Raw genomic sequence first — 21,238 nt, forward strand, 5'->3', positions numbered from 1 at the left:
ACGATGAATGAGGGAATATGCTCACTTGCCGTCTTCCGTTTAGCGACCAACTTTAGGCTAACTCTCGTACCTTCGCTAACCACCAGTCGTTGTTGTATATTGATGCATTTGGACGGTGTACACTCATAATCGCATACGTTGAAGAAACGTCCACAATACTGCCAAGTCCGGTATAGACGTAATCAACCTTTAGTCGAAAGGGTTGAACTGCTCGTTCAAGCTCGGTTTCCACCTGCTTGACTATGGGTTGAAACTCCGATGCTTTGTCCCAGTAATTCACGCCCTTTTGACCGCCAGCCGTCATTCCCCACCAATCCCTGAATGATGGAAACACTGCCTCGCATTTCTGTCCAAGAGGTTGTGGCAGGCCAGAGAAGTGTCCGTCAGGGGAATAATACTTAATCCAACGCCCATGAAGCTCATTTTGAGCGCGATCGTCCACTATGTCATCCCACCATTGCTTCCACTGAGCGATCAATGTTTTATGTTCACTCGTTTCCAACGGATGTGCAGGATATGCTGACCAGAGGTGCTCTTTAATGAACGGTAACGTATCTGGTAGGAGATCAAAGGAGCAGGCAACGTAGATAGCAAAATTTAAGTCTCTGGGGGCATCTGTCATCAGGAGCCAAGAAGGCAGCGTTCCTTTTTGCATTTCATCCCTCACACCAATCTTTATTCGATCAATGAAATAGTACACTATGATTGAATTAGGTTGGTGCAGGGGGCAGGGATTTGATGGGACGCAGAATTTCCATTTGTGCTGGCATTGTTGAGTTAGTGTTGCTCGGAAGTTGGTTCCTCGGTGGCTTTGCTGCCTTGGGAGAAAACAGTGTAAAACATATCGTACAGTTTATCGTGTTCGTTGCCGTTGTAGGAATCCTGTCAAGCTTTTATGTAGTAGTACGAAAAAGGGACTCGAATCTCAGCATGATAAGTTCTCTAGTTATCGCGATTTTAAGTGCAATTGTTTTGCTGGTTTCGTTACTAGGCATGTGGGTAACATCTATGTAAACCTCAAACGGGAACGTATGGAACACGTCCCGTTCATCGCGTAACGTGACAACTAATAGAATCCATGCTGATTCATGCTTCCGTTGCGCAGGTGGCTTTCCCCCGTGGACATCTACGTTAGTCCTAGCAGGTAGGACGTACCCGTCCTACCGTCTGACATCGCGCATTTGCCGACCTTCCCGGCCCTTTAAAAGCCATCACTTCACGTCGAACATCGTCACCATACCCGTCATGTTGCCGTTGCTGTCCGTTACGTGTTCAGCGATGTGGCAGTGGAACAGCCACTTGCCGGGCTGGTTCGCTACGAAGGACAAGTCGTACGTCGTCCCGGGTGCTGTGTTGATGGTGTCCATCGTGATCGGCGAGGGAAGTGGATAACCGTCTTGGTTCAGCTCCTGGAAGTGCATGCCGTGCAAATGCATCGGATGGTCCATCGCCCCGATGTTGATGAGATGCACGAGCACCTTGTCGCCGACTTTTGCAGGCAGCACGGGCGTTGCAGGGTACGACAGGCCATTGATGGTGTACCCGAATTCCGGCGAGTCGTTGACCATGAGTGTGTACTCATCTTGGTAGCCGGGGTGAACTTGCTGCCAGCCAGTCCCTTTTGGTTCAACGATGAACGGTCCGAATAGGCCCATATTTTCCTGCTTCAACATGTCGTTCATCGGATGGCTGTGATACATATACGATCCCGCCGGCGCATTGACCGTGAACGTGTACGTCCATGTTTGGCCAGGCTTAATGTCCGGTTGACTGATTCCACCCGTTCCGTCCTGTGAAAATGGCACGTCGAGACCGTGCCAGTGAACGGTAGTGCCTTCAGGCAATTTGTTGGTGACGAGGATTTTAACCTTGTCGCCTTCGTCTACTTTGATTTCGGGCCCAGGAACCGATCCGTTATATGCCCATGCATCGACAGTTTTTCCTGGCTGCACTTGCCATTTGACAGGTTCGGCAGTCAAATGGAACACCTTGTAGCCATTTTCCATCTTGTAAGGGAGGAGTCGCAAGTCATCAGCTTGCTTTGGTTCCCCAGTCGATCCCGTTCCAAGCGACGCGACTTGGCCGTCGGAGCCTGATGAGCTCGTCCCATGGGCCATGTCACTTGAGTTCATGTCCATTCCGCTCATGTTGCCGTCACTCGTCGTGTTGCCGTCTACGACGACCTGTCCGACCATGGACGGGTGATACGTACAAAAGTACGAGTACGATCCGGCCTTCGTAAACTTGTACGAAAACGTCTTTCCTTGGTCAACGTCTCCCGAATTAAACAGGCCGCTTGGTTGATTGTTCGATCCGCTCGTAACCGTATGCGGCATCAAATCGTCGTTTTTCCAAGTCACCGTTGTTCCCGGCATCACTTGAATGGTGGCTGGGTTGAAGGTCGAATCGTGCATGTCTATCGTAACGTGGTCACCCTTGACCACAGTGGGTGTAACCGTATTTGACGCATGACTGGAGACGGGTGTCGCACAACCGCCAATCCCGACGACAAGGAATAGTGCAGTTAGACAACCCAGTGCTCGGGTAATAGATGGAAACATTGCATCGTCTTCTTTCTATGATGATTGGGATTTTGAAAAGTTGAGTTCCAAGGGTTGATGATATCCTGATCCGCTATCATTGTCGTCTAGAAAAGGGGAAATTTAACGGTCAAAACGAGGGTTGAAATAAATTTGTCATAAATTAGAGAGCCAGATTTGTTTGCGATTTGTTGCGCTGGAATGGGTAAATAGGGCCATTTTGCGGCTGTCTAGCCAGAAAGGAGAGGGGGCCACCCGCGGATCGTCAAGACTTGGTCCTCGCGGGTGGTGTGGTCATGCGAACAGGTTTTTATGGTTAGTGTATTTGAACTTTGTATTGCTTGAGCCACTCGTTGGTTTCGTACAGATAGTGAAACATTTGCGCCGTACCCATGATTTGGCCGAACCACGGGCGGTGCTCCGACGAGTGTTCGCTCAGTTTTGCGAGGGCGCGAATCGCATTGGCGTCGACGAATGGCAGAATGGGTGACGATTTGTCGTCCAACACTTCCAGGGCAAGCCGCCGGACCAACGTAAGGTAGTTCGGATTTGGCGTGGACGGATAGGGACTCTTTTTGCGTTCGAGGGCATCGTCCGGCAAGTATCCGCGCATCGCTTCGCGAAGAATGCCTTTTGTTTGATTGCCCGTTGTTTTCATGGACCATGGGATGTTGAAAACGTATTGGACGAGGCGGTGATCGCAGAACGGGACGCGAACTTCGAGACCGGAGCCCATGCTCATCCGATCCTTTCGATCCAGCAGCGTCGGCATAAACCGGGTGATGCTCAGATAACCAATTTCGCGGATTCGTGCGTCTTGGGGCCCCTCGCCAGGCAGATTTGGGACTTCCTCAAGTGCCTCGCGATAGCGCATTTGAACGTACTCGTACGGCAACACATCGCTGCGCAATTCGTCGGACATGATGTTGACGCGTTCGTGTAGGCGCAATGACCACGGGAACGTGTCGGCTTTAAGGGATTCTTCGCGGTGGAACCAAGGATAACCACCGAAGACTTCGTCGGCCGCCTCTCCCGACAAGGCAACTGTGACGTGTTCTTTCACGCGTTGGCAAAAGAGGAACAGCGACGTGTCGATGTCGGCCATGCCTGGTACATCGCGCGTTGCCAGAGGGTTCAACAGGGTCCGTTCCAAGTCGGGTGTGTCAAAAATAATGCGGTGGTGCACACTTCCAATGAACTGGGATATCTTTTCTGCCCACGGGCCGTCCAAGCTCTTTTGGAATGCATTTGCTTGGAAATGTTTTTCCATGTCTTTAAACTCGATCGCGAATGTATGCAGGGCGTCTCGACCTTGCTTCGCGAAATACTTTGCTGCAAGGGCGGAAACGACACTCGAGTCCAGTCCGCCGGATAGGAAAGTAGCGATGGGCACGTCGGAAACCAGTTGTCGCTCGACAATGTCGATCATCAGTTCCCGCACGGTCTCAATTGTCTTCGCTAAGGAGTCTTCGTGTTCATAGCTTTCCAACTTCCAATATGCGTGCGTCGTGATCTTGTCGGGTGTGCCAACGAGCACGTGGCCTGCACGGACTTCCTCAATGTCTCTGAAGACACCGTGGCCAGGCGTGCGAGCTGGACCGATGGCGAAGACCTCGGCGAGGCCCTCTGTGGTGACGACGGGATCGACTGCTGGATGTGCCAGAAGGGCTTTTATCTCGGAGCCAAAAACAAGGCCGTTGCCAACGCGTGTGTAGAATAGCGGTTTTACGCCAAGCCTGTCGCGCCCCATGCACAGACGTTGGTTGGCATCATCCCAGATGGCAAAGGCGAAAATGCCGTTAAACTTCTCCACGCACGACTCGCCCCACGCCACGTACGAGACGAGTACGACCTCCGTATCAGAGTAGCTTTGAAAGTGAAAACCAAGCGTCAGCAATTCCTTGCGAATGTCCTCTGTATTGTACAGTTCACCGTTGTAGACGATGGTATACGACTTTTCACCAAATGTCCGGGTCATGGGTTGAATGCCACCGTCGGGATCGACCACGATGAGTCTCCGGTGTGCAAATAACGCGTGTGGATTAGACCAAAATCCGGCCGTATCTGGGCCGCGCGAATAGAGCGTCTCACCCATGCGTCGGACGTGAATTTGTTCACTCGATAAGTCTCGTGTCCAATCAACCCAACCTGCAATTCCGCACATGTGTTCATCCTCCTCACGAGGTCACTCCGCTGTCGAGAGACGGATGCGCCCAAAACATACCCCTTACCTTATGCACCATGGCTTGGGTGTGTGCCCAGATGCAAAAAGCCTGTTCGCGATGCGCAGGCGCCAATGTAGTTCATTCACCCAGTGTCTGCGAGCGGATGTGGTGTGGGCGGGCCTGGGCGGTGCGTGCATACGGGGCGGGGGTGTGTAAGGGGAAGCGGGCCGCCGTGGGCCGGAGGGGGATCGGGCTGACGTTGGCCGGCGTTGGCCGGCGGGGGTGCGAGTGCCGAGATCGGGCCGCTGGGGAGGGAACAAAAGTCCCTTGTGGCGCACGTTTGCCTAACGGCAGACGGAATAACGGAACTGCAGGATCCTATAGCGGCAGAATTGGGAACTAAATAAGTACGAAATGGTGAACAAGTGACATTCGTTCCCCTAATCCAACATGGCCGTGTCCTGCTGAGATTTAGGGGTATTCTTGACCCTTGTTTTTTGGCGATCCGCCACAGATAGCTTTACCGACAGGACTTGTCATGTGCCGAACACCTGGGTCGCTAAAAACCGGGCTATAAGGTGGTGGTGGAGCCCGTGGCGAGCCGATCTGCAAGAGGGCTGCCGCCATGGTGGGCAGGTCTAGCGGTAAGGGAATTCAGCCTGGTCAAGCTAATGATCGATGATTTCCTTCATAAGCTCGGCGAGCCAGCGTCGTCGCCGTTTATCCGCTCTGGCTTCGATGGCCTCATATATGGACTTGTCAGGAAGGTGCATGAACAGCTCGTGGCTTGGGCCACCCCAGGTATCGTTGGTGTTGACTTCGAACAGCCACACCGATCCCTTTGCAGTCAATCCCAAATCAAGGCCAACCTCCTCGAACTGCCAATACCCATCCAACATAGAGCATATTGCGTTACTGATATCGTCGAGCGTATGCTTAATCCGACTTCTGACGGATTTGTTTTGGTACAATTGAGACAGGAGGCTGTCGACTGCGAAGACCTCCCCGTGTCCTGTGCCAATATTTGAAACAATGCTGTCTTTTCGCCCAACTCGGGCCAGGGAACCAGCTATGAGCCATTGATTGTCGTCTCCGCGTTGACACAGTACTCGAATGTCGAAGGGTCTTCCATTGAGGTTGGTCACAGGTGCACCCTGTTGCAGGATGGTTGCGAGCGGATCGTACTGTTGACGCACTCGATTCAAGAGTCGTAAGGGTGATCGGTACAGTTCCGTACGGCCACCTTGAGGTTGGAACGACCAATCCGTCTCGCGTCGGTCGATTTTGGCGATTTGATGACCGCCCCACGTGTTGACGGGCTTTACGTACCAAGTTCGATGACGACGAATGTACATATCCTTAAAGTTGTGAAGCAGGACTGTATCTGGCAGGTTGACTTGTGGTATTTTGGCATCCTCCAACGCGAGGTGCATCTGCCACTTATCCAGGTTCAACCGTTCAGGATTTAACTGTCCACGTGTCATTGTTTGGGGCACCACCCTTCATGTGACACAACAATCTATGCGTCTTCAGTCATGTGCGTACGAAGAGATTCACAATTGGAGGAATGACCGATGGCCGTATACAATGTCACGGAGCAAATGGCGAAGGAAGCTTTACATGACAGTGTTTTCCGTTCCATCATGGCCTGTACATGTCAGCTGTGCCAGGATGATGCGCTCGCAATTGCATTAAATCGGTTACCCGTGAGGTACGTCGCGACACAGCAAGGCGAGGCGTACGTCAAGGCAAACTACATGCAGCCGCAACTGCAATCTGATGTGTTGCGGGAACTGACACGGGCTGCCCAGGTGGTTTCAGCAAATCCACGCCATGAGCAAGCCACTGGAGGAACATCACAGTCCAATGGCTGATGACGGAATGATGCTCGACTCGCTGGACGAAACTTGGATGACCCAGGCGCTTAAACAAGCGCGTTTGGCGGGGGAGCGTGGGGAAGTACCCATCGGGGCTGTTATCGTGAGGAACGGGGAAATCGTGGCCACTGGGTCCAACTGGCGGGAAACGTGGCGCGATCCCACTGCACACGCAGAGCTCGTCGCCATCCAAGAAGCAAGCCGTCGTTTAGGGACTTGGCGGTTGACAGAGTGTGATCTTTATGTCACACTAGAACCCTGTCCGATGTGTGCTGGCACCATCATGTTGTCGCGCATTCGCCGGTTGGTGTTTGGTGCGCTAGACGCCAAAGGCGGGGCTATCGTTTCCAAAGTCTCACTATTGCAACCCGGGATATGGAACCACACACCAAACATTACATCTGGCGTACTGGCAGATGAATGTGCTAGTATATTGAAGGATTTTTTCCAAGGCCTTCGTGCTACGCGAGGGTGATCATGTGACCGCGGAGAGATGTCTGAGTGGTCGAAAGAGCTCGTCTCGAAAGCGAGTAGCTCTGCAAGGGGCTCGTGGGTTCGAATCCCACTCTCTCCGCCATCTATTCAACACGCATGTACGTGATTTCTGACCAAGACCCAACTGGGTCCCATGCGGCGAAAACTTCTGAACCGTGTCAGATCCTGACGGAAGCAGCACTAAGGAAGACCTTTCGGGCGACGTGGGCGTGCCTAGTAGGGTCTTGGTCAGAAGTCATGTTGGGCGTGTAGACCCATACACCTTCCTTAAATCCTCAAACATCCCTTCTCAAAAATCAATCGAGTATTTCCTGAAATCCAACGAGCGAAGCTCTTAATCCGGATCATGACTCAGCATCCAATTAGTAATGTGAAAGTCTTCATGATGTTAGTTTAATTTCCAGCCATATTTGCGGGCGATGTCGTATGATGTCGAGATTACAGAACTTTTGTCACGCAGAAGGATTTCCATTTTTCTATGCGGAATATCCCCTTACACAGACCAAAGTAGGGGACTGGTGGTACTATGAAGCAACTTCTTCGTAGAGATATAGACGGCCCAACGTTGTCCGATCGCATACTACCTGATACACAGTTGCTTAACGCAGGAATCCTCTATTTATCGAAACACGGAGAAATTACTGTCCTTAATGATATTGGAGCTGGCCTGATTGGGAAACCAGAAGCGACCGGCATGGTTCTGCATTTAAATTCGCTTTTTTCCACAAATAGTGAAGAGTATCAAGTACTAAATCACATTATTGTCACCGAATGTGAATATCGCGACGCAGTCATTAAGTGGGAAGTAGGCGGCACAGTCCGCCACGTATTAATGGATACATTTACTCACCAATCGTCGGAGGGACAGGTTCACGGTACGTATGTCGTGATGAAGGATATAGGTAATTTTTCGGCGCTGGAACAGCAGACGCAGCGGATCGAAAAAATGGCAACGGTAGGCAAAATGGCAGCGGGGATCGCCCACGAAATTCGGAACCCTCTGACAACGGTGAAGGGTTTTTTGCAAGTGCTTGAAAATCGGCTTCACGATGGCTTGATGGATGAGGAAATCGAGTACGTGCAGGTCATGATGAACGAGATCGAACGCGTCAATGCCCTTGTGGCGGAGCTTTTGCTCCTGTCGAAGCCGCATAAACTGGAATGGAAGACGTTTTCGCTACAGGAATTGTTCGAGGAGATCTTCCCTTGGATTCAAGCTACAGTGCGCGAGCGGCAAGTCGAGTCCGCTTTTGAATTGTCCCAGGAACTGATGTTGTGTGCGGACAGAGACATGATTCGTCAGCTTTTATTACACCTCATAAAAAACGCCATTGAGGCAATGGACGTGGGGGGACGGCTGACTATCGGTGCAAAAGCACTGGAGGACCGGGTGGACATTCGAATTTCCGATACGGGTCCAGGCATCCCTTACTATATGTTCGATAAAATATTCGATGCGTTCTACACGACGAAAGAGAAGGGAACGGGGTTGGGTTTGGCGATTTGTCAGCGAATCGTTGCCGATCACGGCGGACAAATCCGCGTTTCCTCGAAGGGATATGGCACAACGTTCACTGTATCGCTTCCGTTCTCGCGTGATCGCGAAATAAACCACGTCCATCAGGCAAGGACCTATCCACTGTTTACGTAATTAAATGGAGTGTTGGTTGCGTCCCCTACCCTGTGGTACTGTAAACCTAAGGGGGGGACGTACGTGTCCTACCAAGCACTTTACCGAACTTGGAGACCTCAATCCTTTGCAAGTTTACTTGGCCAACCGCATGTGCGACAGACGTTGATGAATGCCATCACGAGTGGGAAAATCGCACACGCGTATTTGTTTTGCGGACCTCGCGGAACGGGAAAGACGAGCGCCGCGAAACTATTTGCAAAAGCGGTCAATTGTGAAAATCCAAATGGTGCCGAGCCTTGCAACGTCTGCGACGCTTGCGTGTCCATCACGCGAGGGAGCAATGTGGACGTGGAGGAAATTGACGCAGCGTCCAACCGCGGCGTGGATGAAATCCGCGAGCTTCGTGACAAAGTTCATTATGCCCCGACGACTGTGCGACGGAAAGTTTATATTGTAGACGAAGTGCACATGTTGACGACAGAGGCATTCAATGCACTCTTAAAAACTCTGGAGGAACCTCCAGGACATGTTTTGTTCATGTTAGCGACAACGGAACCACACAAGATTCCGAACACGATTATTTCAAGGTGCCAACGGTTTGATTTTCACCGCATCTCGACGGAGACGATCGTTGAGCGCCTACAAGAAGTCGTGCGCCATCAAGATTGGACGTGTGATGCGGGTGCCTTGTGGAAACTTGCCGAGGCTGCCGACGGTGGACTGCGTGATGCACTGGGATTGCTTGAGCAAGCCGCCGCATTTGGACAGGGTCACATCGACGAGCAGCAAGTTGCCACGGTCATCGGCGGCGTCGACACTGCAGCGTTGCTGTCGCTGGTCGGCGAGCTTCTGGACCAGGCCTATCTGCCGGCTATTGAACGTCTCAGCGGGTGGTACAGTAATGGGAAAGATGCCAACCGTATCGCGTTCGATTTATTGCAAGTGCTGCGGGATTTGTTTATTGTCATGCTATCTGACGATGATGCAGCCCTGAATGGCAAACCCGTCGAGCCGTACCGAAATATCACGAAGCGTACGAACTGCACGACGGAATGGTTACTCCAAGGCGTCACGAAACTTGGGGAACTGTATACACAAATGCGGTATGTGGAGCAGCCGAGGCTGGCGTTGGAAGCCTGCCTCTTGGGAATGTCATCCGCACCTATCCCCGTACATATGACTGGCGCAGCGCAAGTCCAGCCTAGTGTACAGCCAATTGGGCGCGCACCATCCGTCGACGCGCGGGGACCGAGCCAATCCGCTGGTCCATCTTCGCCATCGTCTGTCGGACAACCTGCCGCCTCGGCACCCGGGGCGACGGATGCGAGGGATAGACACAGCGGATCGGAGGAGCATGTACCCGCACAAGATGCAACCGCCCAGCCACAAGGCGATCTCGCCCATACCACACCTGAAACAGCGCTTCAGGCCACACGCAGGCAGCAGAGCGCAGCAAACTTGCGGGCAGCGGGTGCACAGCGGAAGCGGGAGACGCTTGAACGGCTCTATCGGGATCGGGATGAAGAACTCGAGGTTGTCGTTCGGGAACGCTGGGGCGATGTGCTCCACAAAGTAAAACAAGAACGCATCCAAACGCACGCCTGGTTGATGAACGGCGAGGTTGTGATGACGACTGACTTCGCTGTCGTGCTGTCGTTCGCCAGTCGCATTCACCGGGAAGCCGTGATGAAGCCGGCGGATCGGAAAGTCATAGAGGAAGCCCTGTCCACCATGATGGAACGCGATATGCAGATTTTTGCTCTGCTCAAGTCGGACTGGGATGAATTCTTGTCATCCTTGGAGCAGACACAAGACGTGACCGATGATTCGAGCGACGACATCGTCAGCCGGGTCAAGTTGCTGTTTGGTAGTGATAAGGTTGTTATTGACGATAAGGAGTGACCACTCGTGAAAAACATGAATCAGTTGATGAAGCAAGCCAAGAAAATGCAGGAAGAGATTATGAAGGCGCAGGAAGCGCTGGGTGAAAAAGAGATCGAAGGCACAGCGGGCGGTGGAGCCGTCAAAATCACCATGAACGGTCACAAGGAAGTCACGGCGGTGAGCATCAGCCCTGATGTGGTATCTCCAGATGATGTGGAAATGCTCCAAGACCTCGTTTTGGCAGCGATGCAAGACGCCAGCCAAAAAGTGAATGAGCTGACGGAATCAACGATGGGGAAATACACACGGGGTATGAACATGCCGGGATTGTTCTAACATGTGGGGATATCCAGAACCGGTTTCGCGGATGATCGAGCAGTTTATGAAATTGCCAGGCATTGGCCCCAAAACGGCCGGACGGCTTGCTTTCCACGTCATGGACATGGACATGAAGGATGTCGAGGAGTTTGCGAAGGCCCTGAAGGCCATCAAAACAGAACTAGCGGAGTGTTCCGTTTGCTGCAACATCACGGAAACCTCCCCGTGCTCAATCTGTTCCGATCCCCGCCGCGACAAGCTCGTCATCTGCATCGTCCAGGAGCCGCGCGACGTGGTGGCCATGGAACGCACACACGAATTCAACGGCACGTACCACGTTTTACACGGGGCCATCTCCCCTATGGAGGGCATCGGTCCACAAGACATTCGGATCAAAGAATTGGTCACGCGAATCGGCGAAGAGGATGTGGACGAAGTCATTTTGGCCACGAATCCGAACGTGGAAGGCGAAGCGACGGCCATGTACATCTCGCGTCTGCTCAAGCCGTTTTCCTTGAAGGTGACGCGCATCGCACACGGGCTGCCCGTCGGCGGCGATTTGGAATACGCCGACGAAGTGACCCTTGCCAAGGCCCTTGAAGGCAGGCGCACGCTGTAGGGCGTCGTGGACGCTGGGTGCCGGGGAGGAGCCGGTGATGGTAGAGGGGGAGCCGGGGAGATAGCGGTCTGGTATTCCCTTAGGCTCCGGGCCGGGTGAGGCCATCGTTGTTTAGCGGAACACCTTGCCCTTCTGTGACAGTTACCCTCGTCTTTCAGCCTCTGTTTTGTGACATAAGTCCCTCTGGTTCCGTTATCGCGGCGATAGCGCATCAAAACGGACCAACAGGGGAATTTGATTCCCTTCTCGGGTTTGCGGGACTGCTGAATTGGTGCGTTCGGCCATCGGACTGCGGCTTGGTTTGCGCATGATGCGCAGGGCCCGCCGCGGCCCACCCCACCCGCCCACCGCCAAAACCCACCCCACCAACCCCAAACTTCACAGTCATATTTGGCCTCTTTGTCGCCTATGATCTAGTAACTTGGACAAGGAGGTCGACTTCCATGACACTGTCCCCTGGCCCGACAAAATCTGCCCTACATCCTTCTTTTTCAAACGACTTTGGCGACACTCATCATGGCGTACCGAAAGTAGATATGACGAATGTCGATAAGTTTCAGTTTTTGCAAGAAGTGCTGAAGAGTAGGCGAGAGTTGCTCATTGCGCGTGAACAGTTTGAACAGGTGTCTGACCCGTTGCTTATCGATCACGTCGTGTTTCGCATTGGCGCTGCCGAGCGTCACTTGAACTATCTGTTTAAGCTTGCAGAGGAGCACGGCATTGCGTTCGACGGAGCGCAGTGGGATTGGACGGCGGACACGTGGAGAATTGATTAGGGGGGACTCCTTGGTGCACATACCTGCAATTTGGCTGTGGGTTGGCGTCGTGATTGTGGTTGCACTGCTGATCGGGCAGTTTTTCCGAAAGCCAGGACAAGTCGCCTGGGTGATTCTGAGGAATATAGTACTCGGCTGTCTCTTCGTTTTCGCAGTGAATTGGGTAGGGAGCTACGCACACTTTCACTTGCCGTTCAATCCGCTGACGGCATTGACGGCAGGGTTTTTGGGGATTCCGGGCGTGGCTGCGTTGATTGCGTTGAAGTTGTGGATTTTTACAGGGAACTGACCGTCAAAAACGGTCAATTCCCTGTTCTTTTTATGTGTGAGACGACCGGGCGTCGCTTGCGGCGAACACGGTGTGCAAACTTCACGAGGAAGCGGCCCACTCCTGGGATGCCGCGAAGTTCATCGTCGTGGATGGAGCCGGATCGAAGGATGAGAAACAGGTAAAGAAGCGCTCCGAGTCCACTTGATATGACGAATTGCAGCAAATACATCAAACGCTGTGCGTGTACGAATATCGGCGCAAGACCGACGTGCAGTGCCCAGTTGATGAAAAACAGGAAGACGACGAGCACGATGGATGCCCGCAAAAAAGGCTTCATGATGCGTCTCACGGAAAAGAACGCTTGACCGTATTTCCGAACGGCCATGATGTTGAGCATCGAGGAGCACAGGTAGCCGATGGTCGTGGCAATGGCTGCCCCGATGACAGAGTGTGTTGCCAAAATGAGAACAAAGTTGAATACGGTCTTAATGGCCACCCCGATGAACATGTTACGAACGGGTCGGTACATTTTGCCGAGGCCTTGCAAAATATAAGTGGAAATCAACTCGAGACTCGAAAAAATACTCATAAACGAAACGGTTGATATAATGGCCGATCCGGCTGTCGCATGAAAAATGGTTTCGTTGATAGGGCGACTGAGTACGAGAAACAACGCTGCTGTCGGAAACGAAATGAGAAACATGCTGCGCAGGGTGAAGACGATGCTCTCTTGGATGCGTTGCTGATCGTCTTTGGCTTTGGCGGCGGATACCGCTGGCAAGACGGCCACCCCGATGGCGTAGGCAAACGCCATTGGCAATTGCACCAGGTACATTGCTTGTCGGGTCAAGATGCCGTAATTCGCTGTCGCCTGGCTTAACGTTTGACCTGTAGATTGCAGGAGGTTCGTGACGGTCCACGAATCCACCAAGTTGGCGATAGGTACGACCAGACCACCGAGACTCACGGGGATGGCGAGGCGATATACCATGCGCAGGACTTGGCTGTCGCGATACGGACTCTTCTCAATTCCGTATGCCCGTTCTTGTTGACGCAGCGGTCGCACGGCAATAACCAAGAGCAGGAGCCCTGCTAATCCCCCCACGAATCCTCCGAACGTTGCAGCCGCGGCCCCTTGAATGGCTTTGTCCCGGTGAAACGTTTCAACGATCAAATAAGCACCGAATACCATGGCGACTACCCGAAACAGTTGCTCGATGGTCTGTGAATACGCGGGTGCGTCCAGCCGTTGAAACCCCTGTAAGTAACCGCGAAGGCCGCTCATGGCGGGAATGACCAGCAACATCAACGCGACAGCGTGGATGGATGGGCCGTTCTGTGCCAGCGCTTGTTGCCAATTCTTCCATGAAATAAAGTGTGCAAAAACAGGTGTTCCGAACCACATCAAAAGAAAAGCGATGACGCTGAATACCATCAGGGATCGCATAGTGACACGATAAATATGTTCGACGACGGCCCGATCTCCCGTTGCACGCCGTTCACTGACCAATTTGCCCATGGCAAGTGGAAAACCACTCGTCGCAAGTTGCTGTAGGATGTTGTATACCGCGTAGGCATTGGAGTATATGCCGAGTCCGCCCTGTCCGATGAGGGCTGTGACGGGAATGATCCACACGAGGCCAAGTACCTTCGCAATCGCAACACAAATGACATAGAGAGAGGCTCCACGGGCGAGGTTCGACGAATCGGTTCGACTCACCTCTCCACCTCCATTTCGCAACGATTATAGCACAGCATGTCACCCCGTATTGAGACGCGTTTAACGGTCACTTCAGAAACAAGGACGAGGGATGCTCATAACTTGTTATGAAGACCGGGGGTGACACACGTGATTTCCAGCATTGTGACTATGGTGGCCCTCGCTGTTGCAGCTAATTTGGATAATGCCGGTGTGGGTATTGCGTATGGTGTACGGAAGATCCAGATCTCATGGGTGGCAAACTTGATAGTTGCCGTCATTTCGGGATTAGCCACACTCTTTTCAGGCTTGGTCGGGCGCTTTATGAGCCACTATATCCATCCGACTGTCGCCGTGTATATCGGGGCCTTCGTCATGTTCGCTGTCGGGTTCTGGATCATCACCGAACCGTATCGACAACGTCGGAAGCAGAGGCGTGATCGGCAGAAGAGCAATGTCATCGGCCGCATCCTAGACGATCCGTCCGTCGCCGACTTTGACAGGTCATCGACCATCAGTCTCGTAGAGGCCACTGTACTTGGAATAGCACTAGCCATGAATGCATTTGCAGGGGGATTCGATGCCGGGGTCACGCATTTGAACCTGTCCGTTACCGCATTCTTTGTGGCGCTTTTCTCGTATGTACTGCTCGGCCTATCCGCCTTCTTCGGTAGACGCTACGCGGCCCGTGCTATGGGCGATCACGCCACGCTCGTCGCCGGCCTACTCTTAATTGCTATTGGTATTCATCAAGTTTGGTAGGTATAAAGAAGAGCAAATAGAGACAAACTAGAGGAGACTGTCGGACCAGAGTAAGCCGAACTGGAAGTTCTCTGTACCAGTCTGGGACCGGTAAATGAGTAGAACGTGAAATATAGGTGGTGAGCGCGTTGGAGACGAAACCGTCAGCCGCGTCGGAGTGTATTATCTGTCATGAAGTAAAACTGCAAGGGATTCGAATTTGTGGTCAGTTTATTTGCTCCACATGTGAGCAAGACATTGTTCACTCTGATGTGCAGGACGCGCGTTATCAACACTATGTGAATGAGATGAAACGAATTTGGTGGTCGGCACTCGCCCTTGATTCAAACAACACACAGGTTTGAATGACCTGGTTGAGCGTAAACAACTGATGGACTGCGACACCCGAGCTAGATTAGCTCGGTTTTTTCATGTACTGACTTCTTTTGGACTGTGTTGCTTGGTTTCTGCCCATGGGCGGACATCTGCTATCATGGAGAACGAGTATACGGATTACGAGACAAGGGAGCGGGCGATTTGTCCATTACCCATTCGCAGACACCAATTATTGATGCACTCGTGGAGCACGCAGCGAGAGAAAAGGTCTCGATGCACATGCCCGGGCACCATCAAGGGCGAGTGCTGCCCGTTGAGCTTTCCAATTGGCTTGGCCAAGCGACGAAATTGGATGTCACAGAACTGGCAGGACTCGACAACTACCATGAAGCAAGTGGCTGTATCCTTCAGTCGCAAGCACTGGCTGCTAGTTATTATGGATCGGACTATTGTCTGTACAGTGTCAACGGCGCGACGGCTTGTGTCATGGCGGCCATTGCTGCATGTGTCGACGGGCCTCTCCGGCGCCGTATTGTATTTGTGGGGCCGTGTCACGTCAGTGCCTGGCGAGGGCTTGTCTACGCGGACGCACACATGCAATTTGTGCCGAGCACGTGGAGGTCTGACTTACAGACGTTTGACCGTCCGGATGTTCGTCAAATCGAGGGGGCACTCAGGGAGCACGACGATGTTGCTGCAGTCATCGTAACTTCCCCGTCGTATCAAGGGCTCGTCGCACCCATCCGGGAAATTGCCGATCTCGCCCATCGCTACAATGTCCCCCTGATTGTGGATGAGGCACACGGGGCGCATTTTGGCCTTTGCGAAGGCATGCCGCCGCACAGCGTCCAAGAGGGAGCGGACATCGTCATCCAAAGCCCGCACAAGACACTGCCTTGTTTGACCCAAGGGGCATGGGTGCATCTTCAGGGAGATCGGGTTTCGTACGACGCGCTGCAGAGCGCCCTTCTGTTCCTCCAGAGCACAAGTCCATCGTACTTGCTTCTCGCTGCCTTGGACGGAGCACAGGCTTGGCTTCGTGGCCCAGGCAAGCTGGAGGCGGAAAAGACGCTGGCCCGCTTGGCGGAATTTCGCCAGCTAGAGGGACAGGGTCGCGATCCAATGCGATTGTGGATCCCGACGGGATCGGAACAAGCAAGTCACGATCTCGCCGACCGCATGCAAGCACAAGGCGTTTTTCTTGAATATGCTGATGCATCGGGTGTGTTGGCCATGTTTGGTTTTTCGCAACCGGATTACGAATATAAGAAGTTTTTTCGCGTCCTTCACGAATGGCAGGGGACGGGACAAAGTCCCGCTGCGAAGGACGGCGAAGTCGTTCAAGCCCTCTATGAGATGGCGGGACAATCGTCCATTGCGTGCCTCCCAAGCGAGGTTGCTCGAAGTCGCAAAAGGCGGATTCCGCTGTCTGAGGCGAACAATGAAATTCTGGCTGCCCCACTTGCACCCTATCCACCGGGCGTACCGGCACTTTGGCCAGGCCATGTGTTGCAATCGGCTCACATAACGCGTTTGCGAGCGTGGTTGAGTCACGGCGGGGTCGTTTTGGGAATTGACGAGAATGAGCAGGTGGAGGTAGTGGATGGAAACTAAATCCGGCTATTTTATTACGTTTGAAGGTATCGATGGGGCTGGTAAAACGACACAATTGAGACGACTCGCAGAGCGAATGCAGCAAGCGGGCTATCCGATTGTGCAAACGCGGGAACCGGGCGGAACGGCCATCGGCGACAAGGTACGCGAAATCCTGCTCAGTCCGGACAATCAAAACATGACGCCGCGGACGGAAGCGCTGTTGTATGCCGCATCACGTGCGCAGCATGTTGATGAGGTCATCCGGCCGAGTTTAAATCAGGGCTTCACGGTTCTCTGTGATCGGTTTGTCGATGCGTCTATCGCATACCAAGGCGGAGGACTGGAGCTCGGTGAGGAGAACGTGGCACGCATCAACGCGTTTGCCGTGAACGGTGTCCTGCCAGATCTGACGATTCTATTTCATCTGTCACTGGAAGAATCTCGTAAACGTTTGAATCAATCGAGAGGTGCGCAATTGGATCGAATCGAACAGCGTGATGCCGCGTATTTTTCTCGTGTGGAGGAGGCATTTCGCACGATTGCCACAGCCCATCCAGAACGCGTGCGCGTCATTGACGCCAATCGCTCTGCAACTGAAATAGAGCAGGAAATATGGCTGATTGTATTGAAACACATTAATAAAATAAAAAGTAATTCGACAGGTAGGTGACCCGTATGAAACTCGTCATTGCAGTTGTTCAAGACAAAGATAGTGGTAAACTTGCACAAAACCTTGTTAAGGAAAATGTTCGTGCCACGAAATTGGCTTCCACAGGCGGGTTTCTTCATGCAGGGAACACAACGTTCATGATCGGGACAGACGACGATAAAGTCGACTTTGTCAAACAAATCATTCAACATTCGTGCAAAGCACGGGAACAGGTGGTCGCTCCAATGTCTCCCATGGGTGCGAGTATGGAGTCGTACATCCCTTACCCGGTGAACGTGCAAGTTGGTGGGGCGACGGTATTCGTCCTGGATATTGAGCAATTTGAACAGTTTTAAGAGGTCGTTTTCTCATGATACTATCATGTGTCGCGCCGCCGCTCGGGACAGAGACAGGATGATACGTATAATTGGCAGGGGGTGTGTCATTGGAGACGTTGTTCCGACTGTCATCGGTTCCCAACAGCATTCATCTGCCCACACCGCTTCGGGACGCGTTGACCAGTGGTCGGCTCCCGCATGCTGTTCTTCTCATCGGTACGCCAACGGCTACGGAAAACACCGCACGGTATATTGCGCAGACCCTCTTGTGTGAGTCTGACACGCGTCCGTGCGGGACGTGCAGTTCTTGCGTGAAATTTGCTGCTGACGTACAGACCGATTTCTTCCAGTTGGGTGGACAGTCTATTAAAACCGCTGAAGTGGAGGAAATGCAAAGCTGGTTAAAACTGCGAGGGCACACGGGAAAAAAGGTTTACGCACTGTACGGAGCAGAGCGATTGACGGGTGTCGCCGCCAATCGAATGCTCAAGACGTTAGAGGAACCTGAAGAGCATGTCTACGCGCTTTTGACCGCATCGTTGAGGCAGTCCGTCTTATCCACGATAAGGTCGCGATCATTTACCTATACCGTCCACGATTCAACCTCGTGGCTTGATACGGATCATCAGTCTATTCCTCTCCTTCAGGCACTAATGGCCAATACGGAAAATAGTTCGTTTGAAGGATTCATCGATAAAATGCTAAAATGGACTGAGATGTGGGTGGTTGAGCGTCAACCTGCACTCATCTTGGCTGCGAAGTGGCAGTCCTTTTGTGATGATGAAATCTCTGCACGCATCAGTCTCATGCTGCTTGTTGAATGGATACGTGACATCCTACATGTTCGTGTCGGTGGGTCAAATATTCGTTTCGGCGACTGGAATACACAGTTATCGCGCATCGCTCCCATACTTGAAGTCAAACAGTGGGCAGACGCCATGGAGATCGTTCTAGAGAGTCGGCAAAGGCTCGAATCTCATGTCGCATCCCTGTTGAACTTCGAGCAGATGTGCATCCGGTTACGGGAGGTTTTGACCTAGATGTATGAAATTGTCGGTGTTCGCTTCAAGCCTGCCGGAAAAATTTATTATTTTAACCCAGGCGATTTACCGATACACAAGGATGCGCATGTCATTGTCGAGACAGCACGAGGTGTTGAATACGGACAAGTCGTTGTAGATAAACGGGATGTCCCGGAGGACTCAGTCGTCCTGCCGTTAAAGCAAGTTATGCGCTTGGCGACGGACGGTGACTCGCAGACTGTCGAGGAAAACCGCGCACGGGCACGACAGGCCATGCAGGTATTTCGCGAAAAAGTTTCAAAGCACCAGTTGGAAATGAAATTGGTCGACGCGGAATACACGTTCGACCGAAACAAGCTCATTTTCTACTTTACAGCCGAAGGTCGCGTCGATTTCCGTGAGCTCGTAAAGGATCTCGCAAGCGTGTTTCGCGTGCGGATCGAACTTCGGCAGATCGGTGTTCGCGACGAGGCGAAAATATTAGGCGGTATCGGTCCATGTGGTCGGCTGCTTTGTTGCTCGACGTGGATGGGCGAATTTGATCCAGTGTCCATTCGCATGGCCAAAGACCAAAGCTTATCTCTGAACCCGTCGAAAATCTCTGGTTTGTGTGGGCGCTTGATGTGTTGCCTGAAATTTGAGAATGATTCTTACCAAGACCAAGACGTGATGGCGTAAATGAGGTCGGTATCCGACGATGGACAAACAGTCACTGTTCGTACAAGTCGCCAATTTAGAGGAACGAATTGGTGAACTGTATGTCGAGCTGGGAACACTAAAGCAAAAGATTCAAGATTTAATCGAAGAGAACCAACGTTTACAGCGGGAGAACGAGCGCTTCCAGGCAGAGTCGCTTGATGAAGCAAAAACGCTGGAAACAGGTTCCGCTCAAGATAATTTGTTGCGCATCTATCGAGAAGGTTTTCACATTTGTAACGTCAAGTATGGGAGCTTGCGCACAGAAGGCGAATGTTTGTTTTGCCTTTCCTTCATCCAGAAAAGTTAACATAGCATATGGCGACCAATCCCCTTTAGGTGCGGTCAGACAATCTACCAAACAAAACCCGTTCCTCGGAACGGGTTTTTCTGTCAGGAGCGTGCCCGAATGGTTCGAGTCAGAAAAAACAATGTCGACGAAGGCCCCAAGCTCTATGTTTGCAGCACGCCTATCGGCAATCTGAGCGATACGAGTGACAGGCTTCTCAGTACACTGCGGTCAGTCGACATCGTTGCCTGCGAAGACACGCGTCACACGCGCAAACTCCTCACCCACTTCGACATTCACCCGCCGAGGGTGATAAGCTATCACCAGCACAATGAGCAGTCGAGGCAGGAATTTGTCATGGAGATGTGGGATGCAGGTCAGTCTGTAGCACTCGTGTCGGATGCGGGCACGCCCCTTCTCTCCGATCCCGGCGCCATCCTCGTCGATACAGCCATTGAACGCGGCGTTCCGGTCATTCCCATCCCTGGGCCAAGCGCACTCATGGCCGCGCTCGTCGGCAGTGGACTGCCCATGACGCCATTCTTGTACCTCGGTTTTCCACCGCGACAGACGAAGGCCGCCAAATCCTGGCTCGGCGACTTCGTCAACATCCAGGCGACGCTCGTCATCTACGAGGCCCCTCACCGCCTGACGGCCACACTCCAATTTCTCGCTGACGCACTCGGCGACAAACCAGCGGTTTTGGCCAAAGAACTGACGAAGCAGCACGAGACGTTCGTGTGGGGCAGCCTTGTTGAGCTAGTAAGTTACAGCAACGAGGTGGCCGCCAAGGGTGAGTACGTCATTTTGGTGAACAACCGAGGAGAGCGTGTGACAACAGGCACTGATGCGGATGCGGGTACGCCGGGGGAGGACGCCTGGGAGCAAGCGGTGCAATACGTCGTGGATAAGATAGAGCAAGGCATGCGCCACAAGGAAGCCGTCCAGGAGGCTGCAGCTAGGTTTGCTGTCAACCGACGTGACTTGTACAACGCGACGATTCGGACGGACTGAGGGCCACGGTCAGGAGGCTGGGGGCTGGCTACGTGGCTTTCTTTCTGGGCTGAGTTGGTGGCTCGCTCACGTAAGTGACTTTTGTTCCTTTGTTGCACGTATTGCGTCGTTGAATCGAGAGCAACGGAAGCAAAGTCTCTTATCCTCCTGATCTCCTATTCTTCAAGGTGTGGTCATAACGGAATCTGAGTCTCTTGTGCATGCTAACCTCGCGTCGGAAGAGCGCTTAAGGTAATAGTTTTCCCCTAATCGCCCCGGCACTGCAGGTTGCTCCTCGGCC

22 protein-coding genes, 1 tRNA gene and 1 pseudogene are annotated in these 21,238 nt (G+C 52.6%); 19 read left to right on the plus strand and 5 right to left on the minus strand.

Going from position 1 to position 21,238, the window contains the following annotated elements:
• Nucleotides 1-52: 52 nt before the first annotated feature.
• Nucleotides 53-655, minus strand: a complete 603-nt coding sequence (locus NZD86_RS01730; RefSeq protein ID WP_268044768.1) for a hypothetical protein — start codon at nt 653-655, stop codon at nt 53-55.
• Between the two features lie 80 nt (nt 656-735).
• On the opposite strand from NZD86_RS01730, the gene NZD86_RS01735 reads away from it, so the two are divergent.
• Nucleotides 736-1,014 carry a hypothetical protein gene (locus tag NZD86_RS01735; RefSeq protein WP_268044769.1) on the plus strand — a complete coding sequence of 93 codons (279 nt, stop codon included), beginning with the start codon at nt 736-738 and terminating at the stop codon, nt 1,012-1,014.
• Between the two features lie 197 nt (nt 1,015-1,211).
• On the opposite strand, the gene NZD86_RS01740 is transcribed toward NZD86_RS01735, so the two are convergent.
• The 3 genes from NZD86_RS01740 to NZD86_RS01750 form a co-directional block, all read right to left on the minus strand.
• Nucleotides 1,212-2,561, minus strand: a complete 1,350-nt coding sequence (locus NZD86_RS01740) for a multicopper oxidase domain-containing protein (protein ID WP_268044770.1) — start codon at nt 2,559-2,561, stop codon at nt 1,212-1,214.
• A gap of 295 nt (nt 2,562-2,856) precedes the next feature.
• Nucleotides 2,857-4,704, minus strand: coding sequence for an asparagine synthase (glutamine-hydrolyzing) (gene asnB / locus NZD86_RS01745; RefSeq protein ID WP_268044771.1), 1,848 nt, complete (start codon nt 4,702-4,704; stop codon nt 2,857-2,859).
• Nucleotides 4,705-5,373: 669 nt separating this feature from the next.
• A complete protein-coding gene (locus NZD86_RS01750) occupies nt 5,374-6,189 on the minus strand; it encodes a YheC/YheD family protein (protein WP_268044772.1) in 816 nt (271 codons plus the stop codon).
• A gap of 90 nt (nt 6,190-6,279) precedes the next feature.
• On the opposite strand from NZD86_RS01750, the gene NZD86_RS01755 reads away from it, so the two are divergent.
• The 9 genes from NZD86_RS01755 (at nt 6,280) to NZD86_RS01795 (ending at nt 12,596) form a co-directional block, all read left to right on the plus strand.
• Complete coding sequence (locus tag NZD86_RS01755; RefSeq protein ID WP_268044773.1) at nt 6,280-6,579, plus strand: late competence development ComFB family protein; 300 nt, start codon at nt 6,280-6,282, stop codon at nt 6,577-6,579.
• Nucleotides 6,572-7,057, plus strand: coding sequence for a tRNA adenosine(34) deaminase TadA (tadA, locus tag NZD86_RS01760; protein WP_407655201.1), 486 nt, complete (start codon nt 6,572-6,574; stop codon nt 7,055-7,057). Before NZD86_RS01755 ends, tadA begins: the two co-directional genes overlap by 8 nt.
• 12 nt (nt 7,058-7,069) lie before the next feature.
• A tRNA-Ser gene (locus NZD86_RS01765) sits at nt 7,070-7,159 on the plus strand.
• 444 nt (nt 7,160-7,603) lie between these two features.
• Nucleotides 7,604-8,728 (plus strand): two-component system sensor histidine kinase NtrB, encoded by a 1,125-nt coding sequence (locus NZD86_RS01770; protein ID WP_268044774.1) that lies wholly within the window; start codon nt 7,604-7,606, stop codon nt 8,726-8,728.
• Nucleotides 8,729-8,791: 63 nt separating this feature from the next.
• A complete protein-coding gene (gene dnaX / locus NZD86_RS01775; protein ID WP_268044775.1) occupies nt 8,792-10,612 on the plus strand; it encodes a DNA polymerase III subunit gamma/tau in 1,821 nt (606 codons plus the stop codon).
• 15 nt (nt 10,613-10,627) lie between these two features.
• On the plus strand, nt 10,628-10,930 hold the full coding sequence (locus NZD86_RS01780) for a YbaB/EbfC family nucleoid-associated protein (protein ID WP_268046752.1): 303 nt from the start codon (nt 10,628-10,630) through the stop codon (nt 10,928-10,930).
• Nucleotide 10,931: 1 nt separating this feature from the next.
• Nucleotides 10,932-11,531, plus strand: coding sequence for a recombination mediator RecR (recR, locus tag NZD86_RS01785; protein WP_268044777.1), 600 nt, complete (start codon nt 10,932-10,934; stop codon nt 11,529-11,531).
• A 443-nt stretch (nt 11,532-11,974) separates the two neighbouring features.
• Entirely contained in the window at nt 11,975-12,307 is a 333-nt protein-coding gene (locus NZD86_RS01790; RefSeq protein WP_268044778.1) for a DUF2508 family protein, read from the plus strand.
• A 13-nt stretch (nt 12,308-12,320) separates the two neighbouring features.
• On the plus strand, nt 12,321-12,596 hold the full coding sequence (locus NZD86_RS01795; protein ID WP_268044779.1) for a pro-sigmaK processing inhibitor BofA family protein: 276 nt from the start codon (nt 12,321-12,323) through the stop codon (nt 12,594-12,596).
• A 13-nt stretch (nt 12,597-12,609) separates the two neighbouring features.
• Here NZD86_RS01795 and NZD86_RS01800 read toward each other — a convergent pair whose 3' ends face one another.
• Complete coding sequence (locus tag NZD86_RS01800; RefSeq protein WP_268044780.1) at nt 12,610-14,298, minus strand: putative polysaccharide biosynthesis protein; 1,689 nt, start codon at nt 14,296-14,298, stop codon at nt 12,610-12,612.
• A gap of 129 nt (nt 14,299-14,427) precedes the next feature.
• On the opposite strand from NZD86_RS01800, the gene ytaF reads away from it, so the two are divergent.
• The 9 genes and pseudogenes from ytaF to rsmI all read left to right on the plus strand — a co-directional run bounded on the left by ytaF (nt 14,428) and on the right by rsmI (nt 20,958).
• Entirely contained in the window at nt 14,428-15,039 is a 612-nt protein-coding gene (gene ytaF, locus NZD86_RS01805; RefSeq protein WP_268044781.1) for a sporulation membrane protein YtaF, read from the plus strand.
• A 128-nt stretch (nt 15,040-15,167) separates the two neighbouring features.
• The gene (locus tag NZD86_RS01810) at nt 15,168-15,383 is read left to right on the plus strand and encodes a sigma factor G inhibitor Gin (protein WP_268044782.1); all 216 of its coding nucleotides are present in this window, start codon (nt 15,168-15,170) and stop codon (nt 15,381-15,383) included.
• A gap of 172 nt (nt 15,384-15,555) precedes the next feature.
• Entirely contained in the window at nt 15,556-16,968 is a 1,413-nt protein-coding gene (locus tag NZD86_RS01815; RefSeq protein WP_268044783.1) for an aminotransferase class I/II-fold pyridoxal phosphate-dependent enzyme, read from the plus strand.
• Complete coding sequence (tmk, locus tag NZD86_RS01820) at nt 16,958-17,620, plus strand: dTMP kinase (protein ID WP_268044785.1); 663 nt, start codon at nt 16,958-16,960, stop codon at nt 17,618-17,620. The genes NZD86_RS01815 and tmk overlap by 11 nt, the downstream gene beginning before the upstream one ends.
• A gap of 5 nt (nt 17,621-17,625) precedes the next feature.
• Nucleotides 17,626-17,955, plus strand: coding sequence for a cyclic-di-AMP receptor (locus tag NZD86_RS01825; RefSeq protein WP_268044786.1), 330 nt, complete (start codon nt 17,626-17,628; stop codon nt 17,953-17,955).
• Between the two features lie 89 nt (nt 17,956-18,044).
• Nucleotides 18,045-18,977: a DNA polymerase III subunit gene (locus NZD86_RS01830; RefSeq protein WP_268044787.1), complete on the plus strand. Its 933-nt coding sequence runs from the start codon at nt 18,045-18,047 to the stop codon at nt 18,975-18,977.
• Nucleotides 18,978-19,616: pseudogene (locus tag NZD86_RS01835) on the plus strand (PSP1 domain-containing protein); the annotation flags it as partial.
• A 40-nt stretch (nt 19,617-19,656) separates the two neighbouring features.
• Nucleotides 19,657-19,965 carry an initiation-control protein YabA gene (locus NZD86_RS01840; protein ID WP_268044788.1) on the plus strand — a complete coding sequence of 103 codons (309 nt, stop codon included), beginning with the start codon at nt 19,657-19,659 and terminating at the stop codon, nt 19,963-19,965.
• 99 nt (nt 19,966-20,064) lie between these two features.
• Entirely contained in the window at nt 20,065-20,958 is an 894-nt protein-coding gene (gene rsmI / locus NZD86_RS01845; RefSeq protein WP_268044789.1) for a 16S rRNA (cytidine(1402)-2'-O)-methyltransferase, read from the plus strand.
• Nucleotides 20,959-21,238: the final 280 nt, after the last annotated feature.

This window comes from Alicyclobacillus dauci (assembly GCF_026651605.1).
In the GTDB taxonomy this organism is placed as follows: domain Bacteria; phylum Bacillota; class Bacilli; order Alicyclobacillales; family Alicyclobacillaceae; genus Alicyclobacillus; species Alicyclobacillus dauci.